The 20,825-nt window shown below is 60.6% G+C and carries 13 protein-coding genes, 1 tRNA gene and 1 pseudogene; 7 read left to right on the forward strand and 8 right to left on the reverse strand.

Annotation, left to right across the window (positions count from 1 at the left end; all coding sequences use genetic code 11):
• Positions 1-44 precede the first annotated feature (44 nt).
• Both Q3C01_RS40065 and Q3C01_RS40070 read left to right on the forward strand, forming a co-directional pair.
• Positions 45-488 carry an SDR family NAD(P)-dependent oxidoreductase gene (locus tag Q3C01_RS40065; protein ID WP_458150846.1) on the forward strand — a complete coding sequence of 148 codons (444 nt, stop codon included), beginning with the start codon at positions 45-47 and terminating at the stop codon, positions 486-488.
• Positions 443-1,321 (forward strand): annotated as a pseudogene (locus Q3C01_RS40070) (IS110 family RNA-guided transposase); the annotation flags it as partial. The gene Q3C01_RS40065 and the pseudogene Q3C01_RS40070, both read left to right, overlap by 46 nt.
• 481 nt (positions 1,322-1,802) lie before the next feature.
• Here the strand turns inward: Q3C01_RS40070 and Q3C01_RS40075 are convergent.
• A complete protein-coding gene (locus tag Q3C01_RS40075; protein WP_458150847.1) occupies positions 1,803-4,658 on the reverse strand; it encodes an ATP-binding protein in 2,856 nt (951 codons plus the stop codon).
• A gap of 367 nt (positions 4,659-5,025) precedes the next feature.
• Between Q3C01_RS40075 and Q3C01_RS40080 the strand changes: the two genes are divergently transcribed.
• The 4 genes from Q3C01_RS40080 to Q3C01_RS40095 are packed head-to-tail and all read left to right on the forward strand — an operon-like array spanning position 5,026 to position 8,731.
• Positions 5,026-6,720 (forward strand): thiamine pyrophosphate-binding protein, encoded by a 1,695-nt coding sequence (locus Q3C01_RS40080; protein ID WP_458150848.1) that lies wholly within the window; start codon positions 5,026-5,028, stop codon positions 6,718-6,720.
• A 37-nt stretch (positions 6,721-6,757) separates the two neighbouring features.
• Positions 6,758-7,081 (forward strand): putative quinol monooxygenase, encoded by a 324-nt coding sequence (locus Q3C01_RS40085; protein ID WP_458150849.1) that lies wholly within the window; start codon positions 6,758-6,760, stop codon positions 7,079-7,081.
• Between the two features lie 12 nt (positions 7,082-7,093).
• A complete protein-coding gene (locus Q3C01_RS40090; RefSeq protein ID WP_458150850.1) occupies positions 7,094-7,744 on the forward strand; it encodes a cysteine hydrolase family protein in 651 nt (216 codons plus the stop codon).
• Positions 7,745-7,792: 48 nt separating this feature from the next.
• Positions 7,793-8,731: an NADP-dependent oxidoreductase gene (locus Q3C01_RS40095; protein ID WP_458150851.1), complete on the forward strand. Its 939-nt coding sequence runs from the start codon at positions 7,793-7,795 to the stop codon at positions 8,729-8,731.
• A gap of 378 nt (positions 8,732-9,109) precedes the next feature.
• On the opposite strand, the gene Q3C01_RS40100 is transcribed toward Q3C01_RS40095, so the two are convergent.
• The 6 genes from Q3C01_RS40100 to Q3C01_RS40125 form a co-directional block, all read right to left on the reverse strand.
• Entirely contained in the window at positions 9,110-9,334 is a 225-nt protein-coding gene (locus Q3C01_RS40100; protein ID WP_458150852.1) for a hypothetical protein, read from the reverse strand.
• A gap of 556 nt (positions 9,335-9,890) precedes the next feature.
• Positions 9,891-13,277, reverse strand: a complete 3,387-nt coding sequence (locus tag Q3C01_RS40105; protein ID WP_458150853.1) for an adenylate/guanylate cyclase domain-containing protein — start codon at positions 13,275-13,277, stop codon at positions 9,891-9,893.
• A 467-nt stretch (positions 13,278-13,744) separates the two neighbouring features.
• Positions 13,745-14,509 carry an ABC transporter ATP-binding protein gene (locus tag Q3C01_RS40110; RefSeq protein WP_458150854.1) on the reverse strand — a complete coding sequence of 255 codons (765 nt, stop codon included), beginning with the start codon at positions 14,507-14,509 and terminating at the stop codon, positions 13,745-13,747.
• Entirely contained in the window at positions 14,454-16,517 is a 2,064-nt protein-coding gene (locus Q3C01_RS40115) for a branched-chain amino acid ABC transporter ATP-binding protein/permease (protein ID WP_458150855.1), read from the reverse strand. The genes Q3C01_RS40110 and Q3C01_RS40115 overlap by 56 nt, the downstream gene beginning before the upstream one ends.
• A gap of 12 nt (positions 16,518-16,529) precedes the next feature.
• Positions 16,530-17,459: a branched-chain amino acid ABC transporter permease gene (locus tag Q3C01_RS40120; RefSeq protein WP_458150856.1), complete on the reverse strand. Its 930-nt coding sequence runs from the start codon at positions 17,457-17,459 to the stop codon at positions 16,530-16,532.
• Positions 17,460-17,498: 39 nt separating this feature from the next.
• The gene (locus Q3C01_RS40125; protein ID WP_458150857.1) at positions 17,499-18,752 is read right to left on the reverse strand and encodes a branched-chain amino acid ABC transporter substrate-binding protein; all 1,254 of its coding nucleotides are present in this window, start codon (positions 18,750-18,752) and stop codon (positions 17,499-17,501) included.
• A 743-nt stretch (positions 18,753-19,495) separates the two neighbouring features.
• Between Q3C01_RS40125 and Q3C01_RS40130 the strand changes: the two genes are divergently transcribed.
• Entirely contained in the window at positions 19,496-19,930 is a 435-nt protein-coding gene (locus Q3C01_RS40130) for a hypothetical protein (RefSeq protein WP_458150858.1), read from the forward strand.
• A 749-nt stretch (positions 19,931-20,679) separates the two neighbouring features.
• Here Q3C01_RS40130 and Q3C01_RS40135 read toward each other — a convergent pair.
• Positions 20,680-20,754 (reverse strand) — tRNA-Gln (locus Q3C01_RS40135).
• Positions 20,755-20,825 lie beyond the last annotated feature (71 nt).

Here is a 20,825-nt window from a genome sequence, read left to right on the forward strand (position 1 = left end):
CATGAGCTTGATGGTTTCGGCAACGATGGCATCACCGATTTCAAGTGCAGCGTCGAAAGGAACAGGAGATTAAGACATTTCTCAGCATCGGAGCGGGCCGGGGAATAGGTTTCGCGACTGCCGAACGCTTTGCCAAAGAGGGTTTTCAGGTGGTTTTGGCCGCTCGGAACGTCGCCAAGACGCAGGAGCTGGCCGAAAGGCTGATATCAAAAGGGTACAAGGCTAACGTTCGCAGAGCGGACGCAGGCGATCCGAACAGCGTTGCGGAGCTGGTCGCTGAGGTTGGGAAGCAGCACGGCTCAATCGACGTCCTGCATTACAACGCCGTATCCGCGCGCAAGGCGACCCTCTCTGAACAGCCGCGCGACAGCTTCAACAGCGATCTCGCCGTGAACATCGGAGGAGCGCTCATCGCCGCTCAGGCTGTCGCCCCGAAGATGGAGGAGCAAAGGGTGGGCCGCTGTCGCAATGGCTGCATGCGGGGCTGAAAGAAGCGGGCTTCGAGACGGTTCTGCTGGAAACACGGCATGTGAAGGCAGCATTGTCAGCGATGACAGTGAAGACTGATCGCAAGGATGCACGCGGGATTGCCCAGTTGATCCGGAGGGGATGGTTCAGCCCGGTGCACGCGAAGTCGATAGGGGCTCAAGAGATTCGAGCGCTGCTGGTTGCGCGCAAGCAGCTTCTTGGGCGACTTATCGATGTGGAATTGAGTATCCGAGGGATATTGCGTGGTTTTGGGCTGAAGGTTGGCCCTGTGACGCGAAAAACCTTCGAAGCGCGGATCCGAGAGTTGGTCGCGGGTCAGGCAACATTGGAGCGCATTGCCACGGCGATGCTTTCGGCACGATTGGCTCTGAAGGCAGAGTACGGAAGGCTACACAAGGCTGTGCTGGCAGCCGTACGTGACGATGCGGTCTGTCGCCGGCTGATGACAGTGCCAGGCGTTGGTCCCCTGGTGGCTATTACGTACAAATCGGCGATTGACGACCCCAATCGCATCACGAAGTCAAAATCAGCCGGCGCGCTGTTTGGGCTAACGCCAAAGAAATACCAATCGGGAGAAAAGGACGTCACGGGCGGGATCACGCTGGCCGGTGACGAGATAGTCCGCACGGTGTTGTATGAAGCTGCCAACGTTCTGCTATCGCGCATCACGCGGTTCTCAAAACTCAAGCGCTGGGGGATGGACGTAGCCAAGCGGCGAGGCTCGAAGCGCGCCAAAGTCGCTCTGGCGCGCAAGCTCGCTGTGATCCTGCATCGGATCTGGGTCAACGGCACAACTTACCGATGGGCTGAAGCGGGACCGATCGCAGCATAGAACAGGTAGAGGAGATCAGGAACGCAACCGGGCTGAACTGAAGCCCGGTGCCCGAAGTCCTGTCGCCGGGACGGTGGATCCGGTGAAGCCGTTACACGCCCAGTGGCCGTCATCTGACGAACTACGCGTATCTAGATAGGCTCACCGCTCCCTCTGACAGCATGATGTGGCGGCCAGGCGTTGACCACGGACAGAAGCATGAGCTCGGCGGCGTGATGTTCACTCGGGAGGCTTGACATCATCGGGCCCATTACAGAAGGGCGTGTAATCATTAACTCGCAGATGTCCGATCTTGAGGGCTAAGCGGAAATATTCCGCTCGGTCAGAGTATTACCGGTTTTGACCCGAAGCGGACTTCGGCGGGCCCACATGTCATATCCGCTTCCGGCGCGAAAGCGCACATTCTCGCGATGCGCGAGGCGTTTTCCGCGCGTCGTCACACCCGAAGCTGGGCCAGGCTGGGCGACCTTGCGCTTCACTTCTATTGATGCTGCTCCAACTCCGCCAGCAAACGCGCAGCTGTCATCGGATCTGCGGTGTCTCGCCCTTCCACGAATTGCTCGAGGATCGGCTGCAACAGTGTTCGACCGTGCTCCGATTTACCGCGATTGGCCCACAGTCGGGCCAGATCGATGGCGGTGCGCAGTTCCCATGCGCGAGCTTCTTGCTGGCGGCTCAGTTCAAGCGACTGCGTAAAATACGCTTCTGCTTCCTCGATGTTGGGCTCCGGCATGGAAGCAAGCACGTTTCCCTTCACGCGCAACAATTCGGGCATGTATATAAGGTCGCCGTTCGTCGTTACGCTGAGAACCGCCTCATTGATCAGCGCCAAGCTCTCGCGGAACTCTCCGATTTTTGCCAGACCCTCGGCGAGCGCAATATTGAATTCGGTCGTAAACAGCTTGTAGTGCGCCGAATGGAGCGTTTCCAGAGAGCGCTGCAGGCTCCGGACTCCCTCGCTCGCATTGCCGCGACGAATCGCCAGTGCGCCCCTATGGCCTTGGCCGATGGCCAGATAAGGCTCCAAGGAATGCTGTTCGGCAAGAGAGACAAGTCTGTTCGCATGCTCATCAGCGCCTTCGAGATCGCCAGCCCGAATGAGGACCGCCACCCCCCAGACCAAAGCTCGGCAAAGCGCTACTGGATGGCCGATGGATGCTGCGTTCTTCACGCCTTGGTGCACGCGCTCCAAGGCCTGGTTTGGTTGGCCTTGCAGCCATAGTGTCCTAGCTAAATTGATATCAGCGTAGTTGTAATGCTCAAAGTCGATATAGACCGTACCGGCCCTACGAGCACTCGGTCCGCCCAGACGCGCTTTCTCAAGCTCTCTGCGGGCGCCCGCGAGATCTCCTATATGGAGAAGTGAACTTCCGAGAAGAGAATGAGCCAGCGCCATAGCCGCCGGCCCGCCAATTCTCCTGGCAATGGCAGCGCCGCGCTCTGCATATTGTAAAGTGCCGTTGAAATCCGCGACGCGAGTGTGGAACAGGTGCAACAAGTTCATCAGGTACAATTGATAGGGTGCTTCATCACGCTGTTCGGCGATTGTGCGACTTCTGTCCAAGGCAGCTCGTGCCCCTTCACTGTTGCCGCGCGTGAACATTAGCGACACTCCAAGCGACGCCTGAAGATGCATTTCTTCGTGACCCGCGCGGCGCGTGTCGTCGAGTGCGAGAATTGCCCGCTCCGACCAGCGATGACATTCGGGCAAGAGCGACATTGCGAGAAATACCTGTGCGGCGGCAGCCGCGAGGCCGATGCCGATTTCAATATCGCCCTCCTGCCCGAAGCACCATTCAAGTGCCTTACGGACATTGTTCAACGCGGCAAAGTGAGGGAACCGCTCCACTCCGCTCGATAATGTCGGCCATTCGCTGCCGGACTGCTCCAGCCACCGTCGATAGTACGTCGCGTGACGCCCTGCCAAGCCGGCTGCTTCAGTGTCGTCGATCGCGATGTTGAGGAGGTAGGTGCGTGTCGTGTCAAGAAGCCGATAGCGCATCATGGCGTCTATCGGACGGATGGCGATCATCGATTTGCCAGCAAGGCTATCGATGGCCGCCAAAACCTGTGATTGATCGATGTCGTTGCTGGTGACGACCGCCAACGCGGCGTCGAGGCTGAAATGCCCGACGAATACGGCGAGCCGGCGCAGCACGACACGCTCCACTTCGGAGAGAAGCTGATAGCTCCAGTCGAGCGTCGCCTGCAACGTCTTTTGCCGCGGCGTCGTGCTGCGGTGTCCCAGCAAAAGCAGCGTGAGACTCTGGTCAAGAAGGGATTCGATTTGCTGCAGACCGTAGGCGTCGACGCGCCTGGCGACCAACTCGAGCGCGAGCGCCACACCGTCAAGTTTGCGGCAGATGCGCACAACAATTGCCACGTCGGCTTCGCTTAACTCCAGGTGAGCGCCACTCGCTGCCGCCCGTTCAATAAACAGGCGCGGCGCTGGAAATGTCTGCGCGGCCGCGCTCATGACCTCCGATTCTTCGGGCGGACAGGGGAGCGGATCCAGTCGATAGACATGCTCCCCTTCGACTTGAAGAACTTCACGGCTGGTCGCCAAAATGTGAACCTGCGGCGCCTTCGCGTAGATCTGCGATGCCAGTGCCGCAATGGCGTCGATGAGATGCTCGCAAGTGTCCAGAATAAGCAGCATCCGCTTGGTGCGCAGATAAGCGATCAAGGCCGGGGTCGCGTCCTCCGAGTGAACCGACAATCCCAGCATCGAAGCGATCGCCGTGGCCACCAGATTAGGATCGCTCAGCATGCTCAGGTCGACGAGCATGATCGCCCCCCTGAACGCTTCGCGCAGATGGTGGCCGACCGCGATAGCTACGGTGGTTTTGCCGACGCCACCAATGCCGACGATGCTGACCAGGCGGGCATCGATCAGATGAGTCGATATGCGCGGAACGTCCTCGTCGCGTCCGACCATGTGCGATAAACGGCCCGGCAGGTTGGCGTAAGGAAAACTGGCTGCAACTGCGCCAGCTGCGGAGTCCTGGTCGCTCGAACGCGAAACCGGCGCCACAAAGCAATAGCCCCGGCCCGCCAAGGTCGAGATGTAGCGGGCACCTTCTTTGCCATCGCGGAGCGCCCTGCGCAGGCTCGCCATGTGAAAGCGCAGGCTGCTTTCTTCGACCGTGACGTCGGGCCAAACGTGCGACAGTAGCTCATTCTTGCCGATGACGTCGTTAGGCCTGGAGACCAGCGCGATCAGAATGTCGAGAGCGCGTGCGCCCAATTCAACGGGAGCGCCTTCTCTGGTGAGCAGCCGTTCGCTCGGGGCCAGGCGAAAGGGCCCAAACGACAGGACATCTTTGCTTGACGCCACCCTCGGAACCATTGCGTTTCACGCTTGCCGGCCCTTGAGGCCCAATTTAGGACGGGAGGCCTCTCAAGTCATCTGGCTCTTAAAAGCTTGGCAGCGCTGGGCATTTTCTGACACCGCCCCGTGGCGTGACCACGTCCTGTTCCGGATCAAAGAGAGGAACCGAGCCTGGCATTGTCAGGCGCACACTCCTTGATGGTTGGGAACCATCCGCGCGCCGGTTCGCTCGCTCACGCTGTTCAAGTTGCACCTCTGGCAGCGGCTAACACCGCCTCACGGGACCTCACAGGGTCTCGCAACGCATAACGGGCGTTTCTCCCAGCTTCGCGTAAATAGGGTTGGCGAACGAAGCCAATCGAAGGAGTGGCAGATGGCCCAAATGGTAGCGGACGTCCTAGTCGGTGTGCTCGAACAGATCGGGGTTCGGCAGGTCTTCGGCCTGATCGGCGACTCCCTGAACCCGCTGGGCGACGCCGTTCGCCGTAGCAAGATAGAGTGGATCGGTGTCCGCCATGAGGAGGGAGCAGCGCTTGCCGCTGCGGGGCAAGCCAAGTTGACCGGTCGCTTGGGCGTGTGCGCGGGCACGACCGGTCCTGGCAGCACGCATCTCGTCGCCGGCCTTTATGAAGCGGCGCGCGACCATGCGCCGGTGCTTGCGCTTTCCGGCGACATGCCGCGCAAACTGCGCGGAACCGACTATGTCCAGACAACTGAACCGAATCTGCTTTTCCGCGACGTCTGCCTCTATAGCGAAACCGTTTCCTCGCCAGCACAGGCGCCGGCAGTGATTCATCAGGCGATCTCGGCTGCCTATGCGGGCCGCGGCGTCGCGCATCTGACGCTGCCGCAAGACGTGATTGCAGCCAAAGCTGATGGCAGCGTTACGAGCGTCGCCACGTTGAGGCCGTTGTCCGAGTTTGCTGCTAGCGCAACAGACGTCACTGCAATTGCGCGCCAAATGGATGCGGCCGAGAATATTGTCATCATGTGCGGCAGCGGATGCCACGGCGCCGCTAACGAGCTTCGGGCACTCTCGGATCGGCTCAACGCTCCCCTGATCCATTCGGTCAAAGGCAAGGATATCATGCCTTTTGACGACCTTCGCTGGATGGGCGGCATCGGCATGATTGGCACGAAAGCGGTCTACAACGCGATCATGCATTGCGACTTGCTTCTGATGCTCGGTACGGACTACCCGTATTCGGAATTTATGCCGCAAAAGGGTGCTGTCATTCAAGTCGACGAGAGGGCCGCCGTGCTCGGACGCCGGGCTCCGACCGCATTCGGCGTTGTTGGGTCAGTGCGACCGACCGTGAAGCTGCTGCTCGACCAGCTCGCCGCCAAGCGCGACAAAAAATTTCTCGAGCGTGTGACTAGCGAGCGTCGCAAGTGGGATGCGATGCTGGACGAGCAAGCGGACCCGAAGCGCAGCCGCGACCGCATCCATCCGCAGGCGGTCGCACGCGCGGTCAGCGATGCTGCCAAACGCGATGCGGTATTCCTCATCGATACAGGTCTCAACACACTCTGGTCCGGCAACTGGATTCGGCAGACTGGATCGCAGCGGATCCTGGGTTCGTTCAACAATTGCGGTGTCGGAACCGCGCTTGGTCAGGCAAACGGCATCCAGGTGCTGGATCGCTCACGCCAGGTCATCGCCCTTTGCGGCGATGGTGGTTTCAACATGCTGATGTGCGAGTTCCTGACGGCCGTGCACCACAAGCTGCCGGTGAAGGTTATCGTCTACAATAATTCCGGCCTTGGCCTCATTTTCCTGGAGGCCGAGGGCGTAGGTCTGCCGGCTTTTCGGGAGGCGATCGAATTTCCGAATCCGGATTTTGTCGCGCTCGCCCGCGCCTGCGGGGGCCATGGATTCAGGGCAAGGCATCCGGACGAGTTGCATGGCGCGATCGCCGAAGCACTTGCAGTCGACGGGCCCGCGATCATCGATTGCGTCGTCGCGGCCGACGAGCTGCCCAACATTCCCCATATCGAGCTCGACCTCGCGGCCCACTATGCCGTCGCGAAGGTCAAGGAAGCCGTGATCGCAGTCACGGGACGATAGATCATCACGTAAACGCCCATCATTGAGGAGAGCTGTCATGTCCAAATTTGCGAATGTCGTCACCATCGAGGTTGTCCCGGGGCAGAGAAATCAGGTCGTCACTTTGCTGCTGGCGCACAAGGCACGCCTGAAAGATGAGCCGGGCACGCTGCAATTCGAAGTCCTGCTGGCGAAAGACGAGGATACGACAGTTCGCGTCTACGAAATGTATCGGGATGCCGCGGCATTCGAAGCCCATCTGAAAGGGCCCTCCCTTGCGCGATGGAAAGAAGAGACTGCCGGAATGGTGGTGAAACTTCATGGGGTGCGCTGCGCGGTCGTGGACGAGCCGGTCCGCCAGCGCGCAGCAGCCGGCCACTGAGGAGACAACGTCATGACGACCCCGACATATGACAAGAGCATCAGCGCCCTCCTGGTGGTCGATCCCTACAACGACTTCATTTCCGAGGGAGGCAAGATCTGGCCCCGCATCAAGGCTGTGGCTGAAGCAAACGGCTGCGTCCCCAACATGCTGAAGGTCCTGAATGCCGCGCGCGCGGCGAAGCTTCGCGTCTTCTACGTGATGCATCATCGATATCGTGCGGGCGACTACGAGACATGGACCTACATTGCGCCGATTCAACGCGCCACGTGGCAGCACAAAGCGTTCGAAAACGGCACATGGGGTGGCGAATTTCGCGCCGAGTTCGTGCCGGCGCCAGGTGAGATTGTCGCGCAGGAACACTGGTGTTCCAGCGGCTTCGCCAACACCGACCTGGACTTGCAGCTCAAGAAACACGGCATCCATAAGCTGATCGTCGTCGGGCTCATCGCGCATACCTGCATCGAAGCGACTGTGCGCTTCGCCGCCGAGCTCGGCTATGACGTCACCGTCGTTCGGGATGCGACGGCGGACTACACGGACGAGATGATGCATGCTGCCCTGGACATCAATATCCCGAATTACGCGAGTGCAGTCGTGACCACCAGTCAGATCGTTGCGTCGATCTCGGCGGCCAACATGCTGGATGATGCTGTCCGGTAATGAGCAGGCCCGGGCGCTGTTGAATTGAAGCATATCCAGGAGTGTCTCATGACCATGATGGATGTCGTCAGGATCGACACGTTCGGCGCGCGTGAGGTCATGAAGTTCCGAAGGCTTCCGGTCCCCGCGCCAGGGCCGAACGAAATACTGCTGAGGGTGAAGGCGGCGAGCATCAACCCGGTCGATTGGAAGATCCGCGAAGGCCGATATCCCGCGGTCAAATCCGACATGCTGCCCTACGTGCTCGGCCGCGACGTATCAGGCGTCGTGGAGGCTTGTGGCGCGGAAACAACCGGACACCGGAAGGGCGACCAAATCTATGCGATGCTGGGCATCGATCGCGGAGCCTATGCCGAGCATGTCATCGTCAAAGCCAACGAGGGTGCCCCGAAGCCAAGATCAATCGACCATCTCACCGCCGCAGGAGTGCCGTTGGCAGGGCTGACCGCCTCGCAGGGGCTGTTCAGATATGGAGAACTGAAGGCAGGGCAGCACGTCTTGATCCACGGCGGATCAGGCGGCGTCGGCCACTTGGCCATCCAGTTGGCGAAAGCGAAGGGTGCTCACGTGATTACGACCGTTTCGGAGAGGCATTTCGCGTTCGTCAGGGAAATCGGCGCGGACGTCGTAGTCGATTACAAGAAGCAGAAGTTTGAAGACGTGGTGTGCGAGGTCGACGTCGTATTCGACCTGATCGGCGGCGAGACGCGGAAGCGTTCCTGGCCCGTGCTGAAAAAAGGCGGCATCCTCGTTTCAACGATGATGGAGCCGTTCCAGGAGAGCACGCGCGAATTCGGCGTGCGCGCTGCGCGTTTTACCGTTCAGGAGAACGGGGAAGAGCTCCGCGAGATAGGTAGCTTGATCGATGCCGGCAAGGTCAAGCCGAAGATCAGCAAGGTGTTTGACTTCCACGACGTCAGTTCAGCCCACGAGTATGTCGAGAAAGGTAACACCGAAGGCAAGGTGGTCCTCAGAGTTGCGGACTGAGACCGGACTAGCATTCACGTGACGTGGAGTTGCGCGAGGTCATTGAGTAGTTGGGCGTGCCTGTTCGGGAGTTTCTTGCTGCACCTGCTTACGTCCGATTATGGCCCTTCTGCGACCTCGGGCAATGTCCGCTCTTCCGCCGCTGTTGGGGGTTGAGCGGACATCAGTCGGCCAAGCGCTTACTGAGTACACGCCCTCGTACTCAAGTGCCTCGCGGAAAATGATGTAGAAGACGTGCCATAGTAACCGGTACCGGTACCTTGGTCGCTTCAATCCCGACTAATGCCCCCGGGTCCTCCCCCCGCGACGCTAGGCGGAGCGTGTGCTTACTGTTGCGCCGGGCGTGATGGGGTGTCTGGCCGACCGGTCCGGCAGCCGTTAGCGGCGGCGAGGCACCGCCAGCTCCGCGCGCATCTCATACTCTTCGATGATGAGGCCGCCAAGCTCGCTGCCATGGAAGACGCCGGTGAGCTGACGCTCGATAAACTTGTATTCGGCGCTGCCCTCGCGCGCGTGCTTCAAGCGATAGGCCAGATCGGCGATTGTGTCTTCCAGCTCGATCTCTTCGGCAGTCTTCGGAACGTCAGGGTCGTAAACAGTCATTGGTCCCTCGGTGACGGCGATTTTTGCGGGTGGGGCTGCGGCGTTGAAGCGGGACGGTGAGCGATCGTGAGCAACTGGCGCCGCCGACGCGCCGGTAGAACTCGTCCTCCTCTTCTTCGGTGTAGGGCGGCTCGTGATAGTAGGTGCCGTTCTTCGCCATCTTCCTGACCATGGAGATCGGCCATTTCGCAATGAAGTGAGAGTGCGGAAGACGACGGCCCTTCCGAGAGTGCAACTCATTTTCGTCGCAGGTCACGGGATCGCTCCCGCACCCCTGAATAGGAATCTACCTACTCCAATGCAGGGTCACAATGCCCCAAAGCGCTCTGACAGTTACCCCTGAGACTGGATGAAAAAACAGGACCTGACCGCATTCAATCTCTGCTTACCGTGGCCGGGATCCGCGCCATTGGCTTCAAATTCGTCTTAAAGGAACGGCCGCGACGTTAACAGCAGGAGAGCGTATTTATCGACGTCCGCTATGCCCCGGTCGCGACAAAATTCTGCAGCGCTGGCGCGACGGGCCAAGAGCCGACCTCTCTTTGCTCCTTTGCCGCTATAAGCACTCTCGCTGCCTGAGCTCATCCAGCAGGGCCTTCGCCTCCTTCAGGTCGCGGGTGTCGAAACCCTCGGTGAACCAACCATAGACCGGGGCAAGAAGATCGTGGGCCTGCTGTCGTTTGCCCTGATCGTACCACAGCCGCGCCATGCTCACAGCCGCACGCAATTCCCAGGACTTTGCTTGCTGCTGACGAGCGACCGCCAGCGCGTGTTCGAAATATTCTTCCGCTTTCGTTGCGTCAGGATCGGGCAACGATAGCGCGATTTCGCCTGCCATGCGCTTGATTTCGGCCTCAAACCAACTTTCCTTGGTTGTTTCTGCCTTGATCATGGCTTCGTGAATGCAGGACAGTGCATCATCGAAGTTGTCGAGTTCAGCATGAGCGCCTGCCAGGTACGATAACCAGAATGGCTCTAGCGCTGTTGCCGCCGTTGACCGACGCGCGATGATACCCGAGGTGATCACATGGACGGCGTCTGAGACCTTCCCAGTGAGGGCCAAGACGCTACCTTGGGCCAGCGTTCCGAGTGACCCCCAAAACAAGGAACCTCTTTCGTCTGCCAGGGGCACAAGTTCATCAGCTTCGGCGCTTGCTGCCGCATAGTTTCCGCAGCAGATATGGGTAAAGGATGTATGGAACAGGGCATACATCAACGTGGCCGCTTGGCCGATCTCGCGCGCTTCCTTGAGCGCCTGTTCAGCGTCTCTGCGTGCAGCCTCGGGGAAGCCAAGAAGCCACAGAGCCCAGGACCGATAGGATAGGGCTGCGACCCTGATGTCCTGGCCAAATCGAGCCGCCAGCGCGCGATGTTCGGCGGGATCGTAGATCGCGATCGCCTGATCGTAATGTGCCCGACTTTCCGCAAGGGCCCCCGTACACATCAGAGACGTACCCATAAGACGATGCCCAAGCATGAGTGGAACCATCGTTCCCCGCTTCTCGGCAAGCGCCAAGCACTCTGTCGCAAAGTCGAGGAGAGCGTCGCTGTTGAACCCGATATAGTTCGCGACCCAGAACCCATAGAGGACTGAAAACAGGAGCAACGGGTCTTCAGGGGACTCTCCGAGTGACTCCACTTGCTCGATGAAGGCGCGGGCTCGATCGAGAGATGCGATAGTCTCAGGGGCCGCGTGGCCCTTGGTGTGCATCAAAGCATTCACGAGCGCGACCTGCAGGTTGATCTGGTCGCGACGCAGCGCTGGTGTGCCCGGCAGCGTCGCAATCTGTGAAAGAGCGCGGATTAGCTGAACCGTCGCCTCTACTAGCGCTGAACGCGCTAGCGACCGCTGTCCCGCCTTGCCCCATAAGGCCGCCGCCTTCTCGATCAGCCCGGCCTCAGTGCAGTGATGTGCCAGCAACTCCAGTTGGCTCTCGGCTGTCTCGGCGAATTGGCTTTCAACTGCTTCGGCAATGCGCGCGTGAAGCGCGCGGCGGGGCTCGCGCAGCAACGTGCCATAGGACGCGTCCCGCACCAAGGCATGCTTGAATACATAAGTCGCATTCGGCGGCAAGTCCAACCTGAAAAGCAAACCAGTCTGTATGAGACGGTCTAGCGCCGACCCCAGTTCCGCCTCTGGCATGCGCACCACCGCCACCAGGAGAGCATGCGAAAACTCCCGACCGATCGCCGCGCCAATCTGTGCCACTTCTTTGGCAGGGCCGAGCCGGTCGAGCCGCGCCATCAATGAGGCGTGCAAACTTGCGGGGACCGCCAAGGCCGGGGACGGAACGACGGCAATCGTGCGTTCGACCGCGCTCTGGCCCTCCGCCTCCAGCACTGCCTTCGTCATCTCCTCCACGAACAGGGGGATGCCATCGGTACGTTCGATGATGTCCTGCCTGATGCCCGCGGGCAGCAGCGTGTTGCCGACTACGCCGTCGATCATGGCGCCGACTTGGCGTTTCGTCAGCCGATTGATCGTCATGGCGGTCACGTGCGGCCGCCCGATCCAGGGCGCCTCGAACTCCGGCCGGAACGTCACGATCATGAGAACGGGAACCGTTGCGATCAGGTCTAGCGTGCGACCGAAGGCTTCCAGGCTCGTGGGATCGCCCCAGTGCGCATCCTCGACGATCATCAGCACGGGGCTGGAGCGCGCCAGGGTTTCCAGCTGAATGCCGTGTGCTTCCAGCATTTTCTGACGCCGCTGTCCGGGAGCAAGCTCCAGAGCGGGGTAGCGTCCGTTGTTGGGAAGTGACAGCATCTCGGCCAAAAGCGCCGCGTCTTGCGGGGACGTCCTGGTCTGTGCCAGCAGGGCACCGAGCTTTTCGAGCTTTGTTTGCGGTGTGTCCCCGACTGCAAATCCGGCGGCAGTTTCAAGCTGCCCAATGATTGGATAAAATGCACTGTTCGTGTGTTGCGGCGAGCAGAAGTAACGTAACCGCGTGTGAGGTTCGGCTGCAATCCCCTCCATTAGCGCGGTTGAGAGCCTGGATTTGCCTATCCCGGCCTCGCCGGATAGCATCACCACCTGACCTTTGCCCCTTTTTGCTTGCGACCAGCGCCTCAATAGCAGTCCAAGTTCTTCTTCTCGTCCCACCAGTGCAGTCAGCCCGCCGGGGTGCATCGCCTCAAAGCGGCTCTCGATAGAACTTGCCTGCAGCGCGCGGAAAGCTTTCACTGGCCCGGCGAACCCCTTGAGCTCCCCTGGCTCCAGGTCGCGCAGCTCGAAGAGGTTGCCGAGGAGCCTTCGCGTGCCTTCGGCAATGACAACGGTGTTCGGCTCAGCGATCCCCTGCAGACGAGCCGCCAGGTTCGGCGTCTCGCCCACCACCCCGCGCTCCTGCGCCTCGCCGGCACCAACGAGATCGCCGACCACGACCAAGCCCGTCGCGATCCCAATACGCGCCCGGAGCGGCTTCTGGATACCCAGCTTGCCGATCGCCTCGATGATCGCCAGTCCCGCCCGGACGGCACGCTCGGCATCATCCTCATGGGCGTGGGGATAGCCGAAATAGATGAGCACCCCATCGCCCATGTACCTGGCCACGAAGCCGTCGAACCGGGCGACCGTTTCCGCGACGCACCTATGATAGGCGCCGATTACCGAACGCAGATCCTCTGGGTCGAGCGTGGTCGAGAGCGCGGTCGAGCCAACGAGGTCGGTGAACATCACTGTCAGTTGGCGACGCTCGGCGTCGTCTCGCCGAGTTGGCTCGATATCCAAGAGTGCAGAAGGTGCCGTTACGGCAGCCGAGACGTTGCTGAGATCGCGGATCGCACGCCGCATTTTCAACCGGTGGCCCAGCGAAACGCCAAGGTCTTTGAGATGTTGATCGGTCAAGTCGGGGAGAACGGCCATATCAATGTCGTTCTCGGCAAACCTCTCCGCGTACTCGGCCATGCCGAGCTTTTCGAGCCATTCAGCAATTTGCTGCATCGCGGCCCTCTTCGGACTTGACGCTGTCCGTCCTCACCGACAGGACAGAAAGTCTACCACGCGCACCGATTTATTGTAGCGCCCAAAGGAGGGGCGCATGTCCGGTCAGGGCCAGAAGCAGACTCATGCAGTGCACCACGCCGCTACTCGACAATAGCCTGCAGGGCCGGTTTCATCGCAGATGGAAAAGCTTCGCGATTACTTTCGTCTGTGATGATCGCGGCAAGTTGGCATTCGAAGGCCCGCAGTCGTGCAGCCTCGCTGCTCGATAGTTCTGCTGGAGACACAATCGTCATCCCCTAGACGCAAGACCGCTCAACAATAGCAGCTCTCGGTGCAAAGGACCTTCTGGTTTGGGTTATTCATATACACCGGGACTTCTACGATAGATTTGCTTTCCCGCCGGCGTGTTTTCTGCCTTCTCATTGCTCTCCGGCCATTCCAGCCGACGCGCCGACCTTCGCTTCCTATTGCGTCTTCATCTCCCCGAGATAGGCTTGCTGCACCATCTCGTTGTCACGCAGATCTTTCGCGGAACCTTGCAGCACCACCTCGCCGGTTTGGATCACGTAGCCGTAATGGGCGATCGAGAGTGCCATATTGGCGTTTTGCTCGACCATGAAGATGGCGGTGCCCTGTTTGTTGATCGCCTGGATGATGTCGAAGACCTGATCGACGAAGGCCGGCGAGAGCCCCATGGAAGGCTCGTCCATGCAGAGAAGCCTGGGGCGGGCCATGAGCGCGCGAGCCATGGCGACCATTTGCTGCTCGCCGCCCGAAAGCGTGCCGGCGAGCTGCGTCAGCCGCTCCTTGATGCGCGGGAAGAGCTCGAAGACGCGCTCCTTGTCGGCTTCGATCCCCTTGGGGTCCGAGCGTGTGAAGGCGCCCATTTCGAGGTTCTCGAGGACTGTCATGCGCGGGAACAGGCGCCGCGCCTCCGGGACCGGCGCAATGCCGCGTTTGACGCGTTCGGCGGTCGGGAGATTGTTGATTATGGCGCCGCCATAGGTCACGGTGCCGCTCTTCGGCTTCACGATGCCGAAGATCGTTTTCATCGTGGTGGATTTCCCCGAGGCGTTGCCTCCGAGCAGACACACGATCTCGCCTTCACCCACCCGGTAATTCACGCCTTTGAGCACGTGAAGTTCGCCGTAGTAGGTATTGACGTTGTTGAACTCAAGAAGCGGCGGCAGCCTTTGCGATTTCGTCTGTTGAGCGTCCGAGATAGGCACGCAGAACGTCCTTGTTCGAGTGGACTTCCCTGGGCGTGCCCTCGGCGATCTTCTGGCCGTAATCAAGCACGATGACTTTGTCGGCGATCTCGTTCACGACGGCGAGCTTGTGCTCGATCATGAGCACGGTGACGCCGCGATCGCGCAGATGCCGGATCTGATCGGTGAGCTCGAGCGTCTCGGTCGGGTTCATGCCCGCCGTCGGCTCATCGAGGAGCAGCAGGACGGGCTCCGAAACGAGTGCGCGCGCGATCTCGAGCCTGCGGCGATTGGCATAGGACAGCGTCTTCGCGAGATGCTGGATGCGCGGCATCAGGCGATTGCCGAAGATCGAGATGACCTCGATGACGCGGGCACGCGAGGCCTCCTCCTCGCGCCGCACATGCGACGTGCGCAGCACGGCGCCGATGGCGCCCGTCGAGGTGCGCGTATGCGTGCCGACGAGCGCATTCTCCATCAGCGACATGTTGGCGAAGAGGCGCAAATTCTGGAAAGTGCGCGCGATGCCGCGCTCGACGATGAGATGGGGCGGCAGCCCCGTCACATCCTCTCCGGCGAGTAGAACCTTGCCGCCATTGGGCGGAGTCAAGCCCGTGATGAGGTTGAAAAAGGTCGTTTTGCCGGAACCGTTCGGGCCAATGATGCCGACGATCGTTCCCGGCATCACATCGAGATCGATGCCTCTGACGGCCTGAATGCCGCCGAAGGATTTCCAGAGGCCCCTGACCTCGAGGAGCGGCGTGTTCGGGTCGATCGCCCTGCGGTGCAACGGCGCAAGCGCGTTCTGAATTGCGCCGCGCGTCGGCACCGCCGTCTGCTGCGCATGGGAGAGCGCCGATACCGCCGCCCGCTCGGGAATGAGGCCTTGGCGCCTGAAGCGCATCATGAGCACGAGGATGACGCCGAAGATGAGCTCGATCGATTGCACGAGATCGAGTCTCTGGAAGAACTCGATTCCCGTGAAATGACCGAAGGCGTGGATCCACTGCGTTAGATCCTGGAGGAACCAGGATTGCAGGAGTTGCAAGAGGAGCGCGCCCAGCACGACGCCGGCGACGCTTCCCGTTCCGCCGAGCACGATCATGACGAGCAGCATGACCGAGACCGGAAACATGAACATCTCAGGCGTCGCGGTCTGCAACTTCGCGACGTAGAACGTGCCCGTGGCGCCCGCGAAGCCGGCGCCCGTCGCGAAGGCTAGGAGCTTGAGCTTCACGCGGTTGACGCCCATGGCTTCCGCCGCGATCTCGTCCTCGCGGATGGCGAGCCAGGCGCGTCCGATGCGCGAATCCTTGAGGCGAATGCTTACGAAGATCAGGAGCGCCGCCAGAGCGAGCCCGAGATAGAAGAACGGGGTCGACTTGACCCCGAAACTATAGCCGAACAGCGACGGCGAAGAGACACCGTTCAGGCCCATGGCGCCATTCGTCAGATAGGGCGTATTGCGCGCCACGATCGGCACGATCTCGCCGAACCCCAAGGTTACGATGGCGAGGTAATCGCCCTTGAGGCGCAAGGTCGGCGCGCCGAACAGCACGCCGAAGAGCGCCGCGATGATCGCCGAGATCGGAAGCATCAACCAGAAGGACACGGTGAAATGTACCGTGCCTGGGCCGCCCGCGTCCTCGATATGCTGGACTAAGCCGAGCCACTGGAACGGCTCCCAGAAACCCCACCATTCCGGCTGCACCTGGTAAGAGGAGAAGATGCCGTAGGCATAGGCGCCGATGGCGAAGAAAGCGGCATAGCCGAGATCGAGGAGGCCAGCGAAGCCGACCACGATATTGAGGCCGAGTGCCAGGATCGCGAAAGCGAGCGCGTTCGCGGCGGCGTCGATGATGCCTTCATTGGGGAAGATGAAGGGAAAGCAGAGGCCGAAAGCGAGGATGGCGACGAGGAAAGCCCGGCGGCCCCTCCTCCCTTGCGTCCATTCCCGGAAGCCCGAGGAAGCTCCGCTTTGGTCAATCCCCGGGGCCGCGTCCGATTGTTGAAGTTGCGGTTGGGCCATGGAGGACCACTTCTAGGATTTCGTGGGAGCCGCGCGTCCGAGCAAACCGGTCGGACGGAAGACCAGGACCAGTACCAAGATCGAGAAAATGATCACATCGGTCCATCGCACCTCGAGATACTGCCCCCCGAGCGATTCGATGAGGCCGATCAGCACGCCGCCCAGCATGGCGCCCGGCAGACTGCCGATGCCGCCGAGCACGGCCGCGGTGAAGGCCCGCAAGCCCGCCGTGTAGCCAATCGCGAAATTAGTATAATTATAGTACAGACCGAAGATGAAGCCCGCGGCACCCGCCAGCGCCGAGCCGAGGAAGAAGGTGATGAGCACCACTCGGTCCACGTCGACGCCCATCATGCGGGCCGCTTCCTGATCCTGGGCAGTCGCCTGCATGGCTTTGCCCATCTTGGTGCGCCGCACGAAATAATGCAGGGCGAGCATCAGGAGGATCGACACCGTCCAGAGCAGCACCTCGCGCAGGCGCAGCACGACTCCACCGATCTCCCAGCGCACCGGAGGCATGGGGTTCGCGTAGTTGATCGTCTCGGCGCTGACCCCGAGCAAGATGAGGTTATAAAGGATGTAGGAGATGCCGATGGTGGTGATCATCGGCGCAGTGCCCGATACGTTGCGCAGGGCCCGCAAGCCAAAGCGCTCAATCACCGCGCCCAGCACGCCTGTGCCCAACATCGTCACGATGAGCACGAAGAGGAGCACGCCGACCAGGGGCAGGCCGTAAAGCACCTCGCTCTGGCCGAAAAAGCCAAGAGCATGCATCACCCAAAGGGCGATGAAGGAGCCCACCATGAAAACGTTGAAGTGCGCAAAGTTGATGAGTTCGATGATCCCGTAGACCATCGTGAACCCAAGCGCGAGAAGCGAATACATCGCGCCCAGGCTCACTCCGTTTATCACCTGCTGAAGCAGGATTTCCCAGGAATTCACTCTCCGGCTCCCGCCTCAGTGTTGCAGGGTCAGCACTGATCAGGACTGGGGCGCCGTTCCGACGTAGATCTGCTGATGTTGGTAGTCGTCCGCGGGAACTTTACTGTCGCGCTTGTACTGGAAGACGCTGACGGTGCGGTCCTTGATGTCACCGTTTTCGTCGAAGGAGATCATGCCTTGCAGGGTCTTGAGGTTCGAGGCCTGCATGGCATCGCGCACATTCGTGCGGTTCACTTCCTTGCCGCTCACAACGACCCGCTTGATAGCGTCGATCACCACCAGCGCCCCGTCATATGCCGTGATCGAATAGTCGGTCGGCTGCTGCTTATACCTCTCGGTGAAGGTCTTCACGAAAGCAGCCGCGGCCGGATCATCGGTCATATGCGGACCCGCATTGGTCGAATACCAGCCCTCGACCGCCGGCCAGCCGACGCCGGTGAAGAAGCTGCCGCCTTGGATGCCATCGCCGCCGCCCTTCGGCATCTTCGGGATGACGTCATAGGCTTGCTTGGCGAGCTTGACACCGGCTTGCGCGACGCCGCCGTAATAGAGCGCGTCGGGATTGAGGCCTTTGATTTTGGTGAGGATCGTCGTGTAATCGGCCTCCTTCGGGTTGAGCTGGTCGCGGCCGACGATCTTGATCCCGTTCTTCTCGGCCTGTTTTTGGAAGGCGTCGGCGATGCCGACCCCGTATGCGCCCGCATCGTCGAGCACATAGACCGACTTCACCTTCAAGGTTTGGGAATAGAAGTTCGCCATGTTCGGGCCTTGGAAGGCGTCCGTCGTGACGGTGCGGAAATAGATTGGCTTGCCCTTCGGCCTGAATTGGCCGGCCATCTTCGGGTTCGTGATATCAGGATTGGTCGAGCTCGGCGTGATGGTGGCGAGATCGGCTTCGCTCAGGATCGGCGTCATCGCCTTGCCTTCGCCGCTCATTTGCGGGCCGAGATTGGCGACGACCTGCGGATCGGAGATCAGCTTCTTGGTGTTGGTTGCGGCCTGGGCCGGATCATACTGGCCGGCAGTCGCAGTTCCGCTGTCGTAGGTCACGATCTCGATCTTGTAGCCGGCTACGCCACCCTTGGCATTGGCTTCGTCGATCGCAATCTGAAAGCCGTGCTGGATCTTCGACGCATCGTCAGCATCGGCGCCCGTCAGCGGCAGGGTCACGCCGACCTTCACGACCTTCTGCTGGGCCTGCACGGCGACGATGCCGCCTGCACCCGCCAAGGCCGCCACGCCAGCGACAGCGGCAATACTGAAGGCACGACGCGTGTGTTTGGATTGTTTCATGATCATCACCTCGTTGACGTCCGGAACCAAGGCTCCTCGCGGCGTCGCTTGGCGGCCGCGGTCACTCACTAAAGGCACGAGCGTGCCAATGGTCAGGAATAAGGGGCGAGCAATCCGACGCAGTCGGCGTGGGCCGGCACCGTTGATTTCGCCGCCCGCCCTCCCCGGATCGGCATCCTCAGCATACCTCTATTGGCAAACGTAAGCCGTGAAGTGCCGCCAGAGCAATAAGAAAAGATGCTAGATTCTCAGGGGCGCCAGTTCCGCCCCTGGCCCGCCACGCCATTTCGCTGCGCTGCGGAGCTTGGTCGCTATCGGAGCATAGCGGACATTAAGTAGGACGCACCGCCCTTCTCATCTGCAACCGTGGATTTTCTCGCCGCAAATATCTTGAATAGCTGCGGTCGCGCCGGTCCCCGCGGGTCGTCCGCGGCCTGTAGGACCCGGGAATCCATGCGGGTGGTCGCTATCGTTGGGGCTGTCATCCTCCTCGCTCGTATCCGCGCCGTTCTCAAGTGTCAGGGTCGGGAATGCTACTCTCGCGAATGCAGCGGTACAGCGTCAGCCGATGGCGTCCCGACCCGATGGTGGCGATTGAAGCGAGAAGCGCGCGGCTACGTAGGGCCCAGACGGGCGAGTTCGGCTTGATCCAGTGCTCTTGCTATGCCTTCACCACGAATGAACTGCGTCCAAAACGCGAGCGCTAATAGTCCTAAAGAGAATATTAACGACGCTGTGATCATTTGCCGTACCGGCTGGGGTATCATCGACAGGGAGAGTCGATCATGCCGGGATTCGAGATCGCTTGGAATCGCCGTCGCCTCGCATCGCGCTATCTCAAGGAACCCGCGCCATGGGTTCAAGACGCCATCCTGCTGGAGCGCGTTCTGCTCGACGGCCAAGCGCAGCTCAAGATCGTCTGCCGCATTGCCTCCGTGGTCGAGGACCGGCTGAACGATCCCACCGAGCGGGACCACTTCTGGCGCGTCGCCCGCGCGCGCCTCGGCAAGGTCCATCGTCTCACCGGCCGCGACCGCGCCGACATCGAGCGCCTGCTCGCGACGAACGTGCCGAGGCCGGTGATGCTAGGGCGCGACCAGAACGAACAGAAACGCGCCGGAGACCACCGCGACCCAAACGAGCGAGAGCCAGATGAAGAAGTTCGTCAGGTCCATTGATGCACGCCTTCGGCGAACAGTGTCAGCCCGGCCGGAGGCTTTGCACTAACCTGTGATCAGGGGAATGACGTCTCCGGCTTCGGAAGCGGCTCGCTGAAAATCCTGGAATAGCCGACAAGGGCCCTCGACCACTTGCCTGCGTAGACTCGAGAGCGTTTCTTGCTGCGACGCATGAGTCTGAAATAGCCCCAAGGCGAGGTCGGCGGGTTGCTCGAAGGTGCGCTGTCACGCAAAGCGGACTCATCCGCCATGATCCCGGACCGGCGCCGATGCCGATCACTCGATTTATTTGACGCCTCAAAACCTTCAATCGCCGCCACGAATTTTCATCGCGACTGTCAACGGACTGCGCATGTGGGCCAAATTCAAACTCCGCACGGGCGGCGTACCTCGGCATTCTGATAGGCGTCACGACGGCGTGGTACTTCGTAGGGTTCATGCCCCTCGCTAAAATGCCCTAATCCCCTCCCTAAAGTCTTCCTGACTGACTGCCTGTTGCGACGTTGGTTCTGTTGCGACGATCACCCACATGACACTGCGAGCCTCGGGCGGCAGTCGCGATCGAACAAAGTCTCCAGCTACAGTCTCCCGAAAACGGGAATATTCGCAGAATTGGCCGGAGACTTTCGGTAGTTTGGCCGCCGAAAACGGCGGAACGAGAGTCTGGAGACTACTGCTAGTGCGCAAAAGCCCGCTGTTGGCGGGCTTTTCTGCCATTCCTAGAGTCCATTACTAAACGGCACACTGGCTGGCTGGGGCGGGAGGGATCGAACCTCCGAATGGCGGAATCAAAATCCGCTGCCTTACCGCTTGGCTACGCCCCAACACGACCTTCGGGAACGGCGCCAGAACCGGCGGATTCCCTTCGGGTCCCGCCGGTCTACAGAGAGTAGAC

The sequence above is a fragment of the Bradyrhizobium sp. UFLA05-109 genome, assembly GCF_054185165.1.

Coding starts and splice junctions, on each gene's coding strand:
- Q3C01_RS40080 (WP_458150848.1), top strand. CDS start 5,026: ATGGCCCAAATGGTAGCGGACGTCCTAGTCGGTGTGCTCGAACAGATC.
- Q3C01_RS40085 (WP_458150849.1), top strand. CDS start 6,758: ATGTCCAAATTTGCGAATGTCGTCACCATCGAGGTTGTCCCGGGGCAG.
- Q3C01_RS40090 (WP_458150850.1), top strand. CDS start 7,094: ATGACGACCCCGACATATGACAAGAGCATCAGCGCCCTCCTGGTGGTC.
- Q3C01_RS40095 (WP_458150851.1), top strand. CDS start 7,793: ATGACCATGATGGATGTCGTCAGGATCGACACGTTCGGCGCGCGTGAG.
- Q3C01_RS40100 (WP_458150852.1), bottom strand. CDS start 9,334: ATGACTGTTTACGACCCTGACGTTCCGAAGACTGCCGAAGAGATCGAG.
- Q3C01_RS40105 (WP_458150853.1), bottom strand. CDS start 13,277: ATGCAGCAAATTGCTGAATGGCTCGAAAAGCTCGGCATGGCCGAGTAC.
- Q3C01_RS40115 (WP_458150855.1), bottom strand. CDS start 16,517: ATGGCCCAACCGCAACTTCAACAATCGGACGCGGCCCCGGGGATTGAC.
- Q3C01_RS40125 (WP_458150857.1), bottom strand. CDS start 18,752: ATGAAACAATCCAAACACACGCGTCGTGCCTTCAGTATTGCCGCTGTC.